Source organism: Halomonas sp. BC04, from assembly GCF_000568385.1.
Genome location: NZ_AZQX01000291.1, coordinates 1 through 5,952 on the forward strand (window position 1 = coordinate 1; position 5,952 = coordinate 5,952).

The 5,952-nt window shown below is 65.3% G+C and carries 4 protein-coding genes and 2 pseudogenes; 4 read left to right on the forward strand and 2 right to left on the reverse strand.

Annotated elements, in window-relative coordinates:
* Positions 1 to 1,076, forward strand: a 1,076-nt coding sequence (locus Q427_RS19965; RefSeq protein WP_155833638.1) for a DUF5924 family protein, incomplete at its 5' end; no start/stop codon positions are given.
* A gap of 103 nt (positions 1,077 to 1,179) precedes the next feature.
* Positions 1,180 to 1,623, forward strand: coding sequence for a transcriptional regulator SlyA (gene slyA / locus Q427_RS19970; RefSeq protein WP_043516866.1), 444 nt, complete (start codon positions 1,180 to 1,182; stop codon positions 1,621 to 1,623).
* Positions 1,624 to 1,647: 24 nt separating this feature from the next.
* Here the strand turns inward: slyA and Q427_RS19975 are convergent, their stop codons facing one another.
* Positions 1,648 to 2,190, reverse strand: a complete 543-nt coding sequence (locus Q427_RS19975) for a hypothetical protein (protein WP_043516868.1) — start codon at positions 2,188 to 2,190, stop codon at positions 1,648 to 1,650.
* A 105-nt stretch (positions 2,191 to 2,295) separates the two neighbouring features.
* Between Q427_RS19975 and Q427_RS19980 the strand changes: the two genes are divergently transcribed.
* Positions 2,296 to 2,751, forward strand: coding sequence for a universal stress protein (locus tag Q427_RS19980; RefSeq protein ID WP_043512060.1), 456 nt, complete (start codon positions 2,296 to 2,298; stop codon positions 2,749 to 2,751).
* Between the two features lie 116 nt (positions 2,752 to 2,867).
* On the opposite strand, the pseudogene Q427_RS19985 reads toward Q427_RS19980, so the two are convergent.
* A pseudogene (locus Q427_RS19985) lies at positions 2,868 to 4,792 on the reverse strand (ATP-binding cassette domain-containing protein).
* Positions 4,793 to 4,917: 125 nt separating this feature from the next.
* Between Q427_RS19985 and Q427_RS19990 the strand changes: the two are divergent.
* Positions 4,918 to 5,812 (forward strand): annotated as a pseudogene (locus Q427_RS19990) (TatD family hydrolase).
* Positions 5,813 to 5,952: the final 140 nt, after the last annotated feature.

Consider the following 5,952-nt stretch of genomic DNA (forward strand, 5'->3'; position numbering starts at 1 on the left):
AGCAGTGGCTGGGCGTCGTGCTGGCACTGAGCATGCTGCTGGCCTGGATCCTGCTGCTCTCCGAGAGTCTGATCGGGCGTTTGCTGGCCCGCCGCGGCCACCCGGGCCTGCCCCGGGGCGTCACCACCTTCATCGCCCAGATGGTGCACCAGGAGACGCTGTTCTTCTGCCTACCGTTCGTGCTCGCCACGACCGTCTGGGCCAGCGGCCAGGGGTTGTTCGCCCTGCTGGTGCTCGGCATGGCGGTGTTTTCGATACTCGACCCGCTCTACTACAAGCTGGCCGAGCGTGCCCGCTGGCTCTATTTCGCCTTCCATGCCCAGTGCGTCTTCCTGGTGGTACTGGTGATCATGCCGCTGATGTTGCAGCTGACCACCGGCCAGAGCCTGAAGCTGGCCCTGGCGTGCATGCTGATATTCAGCCTGCCCAGCCTGCTGCAGCTCTTGCGGCCGATGACCATCCAACGCTGGGCCATCGTACTGGCCACGCTACCGATATTGACGCTACTGGCCTGGAGCGGGCGCGCCTGGGTGCCACCGGCCAATCTGTGGATATCGGCCAGCGCCCTGTCACCGGCCTTCGATGTTGCAGAGCGAAGACCGGAAGGTAGCGCCCTGCTGACGCCCGACACGCTTCGCCGCCAGGGACTCTACGCCTACACGGCCATTCGTGCGCCACGGGGGCTGCGCGAAGAGGTCGTCCACGAATGGCGACACGAAGGCGAACTGATCGACCGCATTCCACTGAGTATCGACGGGGGACGCCAGGAGGGCTATCGGGCCTGGACCCACAAGCTGAATTTCCCGGAGGATCCCGCCGGCAAATGGCGCATCGATGTGATGACGGATAGCGGTCAGCGCATTGGCGTGCTGCGCTTCCAGGTAACCCAGGATGCGTCGAAGGCCACCCTGGCCGATGGCAGGTCCTCACCACCACCGGGGCTACCTGGACTCGACCTGCACCGCCTTGTCCCCGGGAATCGCGCCGGCCAGAGTGAACGGCCCGATGATGGGGACACATCAGACGAATCCGAGGCTCATGAAGCCCAGGATCCGGAGGCTGACCCGGACGCTTAGCGACGCATCGATGACGCTCGGCGCCCGGCGCAAATTGCCGGGAGTTGCATTACACGCTTCGGGTCCGGACAATTCGGCAAATTCAACGCAATTGCGGAGTCCCATGCACCAGAACATCGGCTTCCGGCTCTCCCGCCTTCCCCGGCTGTGGCGGGCCATCATCGACGAGCGACTGGCGCCCCTGGGCCTGACTCAGACGCGCTGGATCACCCTCTACCATCTCTGGCGCCTCGGCGACGGGCAGCCCCAGTGCGACCTGGCCCGTGCCATCGGCGTGGAAGCGCCATCGCTGGTACGCACCCTCGACCAGCTCTCGGAGCAGGGCCTGATCGAACGGCGGCCCTGCGAGCAGGACCGCCGCACCAAGCGCGTCTTCCTCACCCCCGAAGCGACCCCACTGCTTGAGCAGATCGATGAAGTCGTGACCCAGGCGCGACGCGAGATGCTGTCAGGCCTCAGCGATGCCGACGTCAAGCAACTGGACGCCCTGCTGGCCCACATCGAAAACAATGGCCTGGCAATACAGGCCCGCGAAAGCGGGGCCTGACCCTCTCAGCCAGAAGGGAGAACCTCAGCCTGGGGTGGTGCCTTCTCCCTCGCCGAAGGCACGGGTGGCGGGCGGCCGGTCGGCGTGGCCTGCCAGGGCATCGCGCAGGCGGCGAAAATCGGCCACATAGGTCAGAAATCGATCGGCGCCCTGGGACTCCCACCACCAAAGCGTGAGCCCATGTTCGCTGGATTCGACCACCAGGGCATCCTGGGGCAGACGCATCAGCAGTGCCTCCAGCGGCTCCCGCGCCTCATCCGGCAATGCGCGAAGCGGCTCGATACGCCAACGCCAGCCCGCCAGGAAGGGCTTCAGCGCGTCGCTGGCGTCACTATCACGCACCAGCAGGAACCGGGGGCCGGGGGACTCGACAGGATAGGGCCAGCGATAGCCTGGCATGGCCGTACTGATCCCATGCAGCGGGGGTGACTCCAGCTTCACCCTGACCCCGGCTTTCGCCGCGGCATTGCGCAGCGGTGCGATGCGGCGCTGCCTGGGGCTGGGCTTGAGCCACATTACTGGGGCGACCATCAATAGCAGCACCCCGATTATCATTGCCCAAATCATCAGCTTCTCCTGAATGAATCTTGACGCAAGTCGTTGTCTTGGCTTGGCAGTCGTCCTAGAGTGAAGGCATGATTCTCTAACCATGCCGTTTCGCAGGAGCCTGACATGAGCAATGAATACCGCCACATCCTGGTCGCCGTCGACCTGACCAAGGACTCCCACAAGGTTCTCGAGCGTGCCCTGCAGATCGCCGAGCGCAACCAGGCGAAGCTGTCCATCATGCATACCCTGGAGCCGCTGGGCTTCGCCTACGGTGGCGATATCCCCATGGATCTCACCAGCATTCAGGATCAGCTCGACGAGCATGCCAAACAGCGCCTGGCCGAGATCGCCGACCCCCACGTCGCCAAGGAGAACCAGCATGTGGTGGTGGGCATGCCCGATACCGAGATCCACCGCTTCGCGGAGGAGCATAGCGTCGACCTGATCGTGGTGGGCTCCCATGGACGCCATGGCTTCGCCCTGCTGCTCGGCTCCACCTCCACCGGCGTGCTGCACGGCGCCCAGTGCGACGTTCTTGCCGTACGTGTCGGCAAGAAGGGCGAAAAGAGCGCCGAGTAGGACCCTGGCTTTGTCGGCGCGTTCATCCTGGATCACTCCGCCTTAGGCAAGCAGTGAGTTCGCGTAGCGAACGATGACAGGCAGGTCACCGCCGGAGCCCAGTAGCGGATTATCGCTTACTCCCCGGCGGCCATCGCCTCCAGCTCCATCCAGCGCTCCATGGCCGCCTCCAGTTCGGCCTGCTTGTCGTTCAGCGCCTGCAGGGTGGCGGTAACACTCTCGGCATCCTGCTGGTAGAAGGCAGGGTCTCCGACGCGAGACTCGAGTTCGGCCACTTCCGCCTCCAGGGTCTCGATTCGTGATGGCAGCGTGTCCAGTTCGCGCTGGAGCTTGTAGGAAAGCTTGACCGCTTTCTTCGCCGCTTCCGGCTGAGGTTTCCTTTTCCCCTCCGCCGGCTCAGCTGCCTGATGCGTGGGCTCGATCCCCTGCCGGGCCGCCCCTTCCCAGGCGCCGGAGGCAGGCTACCGCCTTGACGAACCCAGTCGGTATAGCCGCCCACGTATTCGCGCACCTGGCCGTCGCCCTCGAAGGCCAGCACCCCGGTCACCACGTTGTCCATGAAGGCGCGGTCGTGGGAGACCAGCAGCAGGGTACCCTCGAAGTTGAGCAGCAGTTCCTCCAGCAGCTCCAGCGTCTCCACATCGAGATCGTTGGTCGGCTCGTCGAGTACCAGTACGTTGGCCGGCTGGGTGAACAGCTTGGCCAGCAACAGGCGGTTGGACTCACCACCGGAGAGCGCCTTGACCGGCTGGCGGGCACGCTCGGGGGTGAACAGGAAATCCTGCAAGTAGCTGATGACGTGCTTGTCCTTGCCGCCCACGGTAACCCGATCGCTGCCCTGGGCCACGTTGTCATAGACGGTCTTCTCCGGCTCGAGACCGGCCCGCAGCTGGTCGAAATAAGCCACCTGCAGGTTGGTACCGAGGCGGACTTCCCCCTCGCTCGGCTCGAGCTGGCCAAGCAGGATCTTGAGCAGAGTGGTCTTGCCGGCCCCGTTGCGCCCAATCAGGCCGATGCGATCGCCACGCTGAATCTCCAGGCTGAGGTCGCGGATCACCACCTCGTCGCCGAAGCGATGGGTAACATGCTTGAGCTCGACGACCCGCTTGCCACTGCGCTCGCCGCCGTCCACGCTGAGGTTGGCCTTGCCCTGGCGTTCGCGACGCTGGCTGCGGTCTCGACGCAGTTGCTCAAGAGCACGCACCCGGCCCTCGTTGCGGGTACGACGGGCCTTGATCCCCTGGCGAATCCACGCCTCCTCCTGGGCGAGCTTCTTGTCGAACTCGGCGTGCTCCCGAGCCTCCACCTCCAGCTCGTGATTCTTCTGTTCCTGGTACTTCGCATAGTCGCCGGGGTAACGTCCCAGGCGGCCGCGATCGAGCTCCAGGATCGCCGTCGCCAGCTTCGACAGGAATGCCCGGTCGTGGGTGATGAACAGCACCGAGCCGGGGAAGGCGGCGAGCTGCTCCTCCAGCCAGGCGATGGTGTCCAGGTCCAGGTGGTTGGTGGGCTCGTCGAGCAGCAGCAGGTCCGGCTCAGCGACCAGGGCCCGGGCCAGGGCCACGCGACGACGCCAGCCACCCGACAGCGAGGCCATCTCGTCGTCGGCGGGCAGCCCCAGCCGCGTCAACACCACGTCGATGCGCTGATGGAAAGACCAGCCGTCGATGGCTTCCAGCCGGGTCTGGAGCTGGGCCATGCGGTTCATGTCCGGGTCGGGATCCTGAATCAGATGATGGTATTCGGCGAGCAACTTGCCGGCCTGGGGCAGCCCTTCAGCCACCACATCGAAGATGGTCTCGCCGGTCGCTGCCGGCAGGTCCTGGGCCAGCACGCCGATCTTGAGTCCCGGCGCGCGCCATATGCTCCCGCCATCGGGCAGGATCTCGCCGGCCACCAGCTTGAGCAGCGTCGACTTGCCGGTGCCGTTGCGGCCCACCAGCGCCAGTCGCTCGCCCCTCTCCAGCACCAGGTCGGCGCCGTCGAGCAGCACATGGTTGCCATAGGCCAGTTGCAGCCGTTCCAGACGTAGCAGGGTCACGCGATTACCTCATCCAGTCATCGAGGCGGCTAGTGTAACGCATGGCCGGCTCGCCGTGGTCCTGTACAATACGGCACACCCGGGGGCACTCGCCCCGATGCCCAGATGCGACGAGGAGTTCTGCCTTGGTTGACACGACCGAGACCTGCGATGATTTCCTGCCCGAGGCGCTGCGGTTTCGCTCCCCCGCCCCGCTGGTGGATATCGGCGCCAACCTGACCCATGAGAGCTTTGCCCGCGACCTCGACGCGGTATTGGCGCGAGCCGGGCGGCCAATGTCACCGGCCTGATCCTCACCGGCACCGACCGCGAGCATGCCGAGCAGGCAGTGGAGCTGGCACGACGCCACCCTGGTCTCCATGCCACCGCCGGGGTCCACCCCCATGACGCCAGCCGTTGGGATGCCGGGCTGCAGCGGGCCATGCAGGACCTGCACCGGCAGCCCGAGGTGGTGGCGGTGGGCGAATGCGGGCTGGATTTCAACCGCAATTTCTCGACGCCCGCGGAGCAGGAGCGCGCCTTCGAGGCACAGCTGGGCCTGGCGGTGGAGTGCGGCAAGCCGCTGTTCATCCATGAGCGCGACGCCGGCAGTCGCATGCGCGATATCCTCCATGCCTGGCGCGACGACATTCCGGATGCCGTCATACACTGCTTCACCGCCGACCGCGCGACGCTCTTCGGCTACCGCGACCTTGACCTGCATATCGGCCTGACCGGCTGGATCTGCGATGAGCGGCGCGGTCACCACCTGCGCGAACTGGTCGGCGAGATTCCGTTGAATCGACTGATGGTGGAAACCGACTGCCCCTACCTGCTACCGCGCAATTTACCTGCCAAACTCAAGGCAGGCGACACGAGCCGGCCTTGCTGCCCTGGATCGTGAGAGAGATCGCACACTGGCAGGGTGTCAGTGAAGCGGAGCTGGCCCACGCCACTACCCGAACCGCTCAGGCCTTCTTCCGACTGGCAGAGACCGAGGAGCCTATCGTTGCTGGCGATTCCCAGCAGGAGGAGCACTGACATGGCCGACATTCCCGGATTCATTGCCGTGGAGACCGGCGACGACAGCGACCTGCCCCTGGCCCATTGCCTGGGTGCTACCGGACGGACGCATCAAGCACACCTGATCCAGCCCGATGACGACTGGCTCGACGACGAGA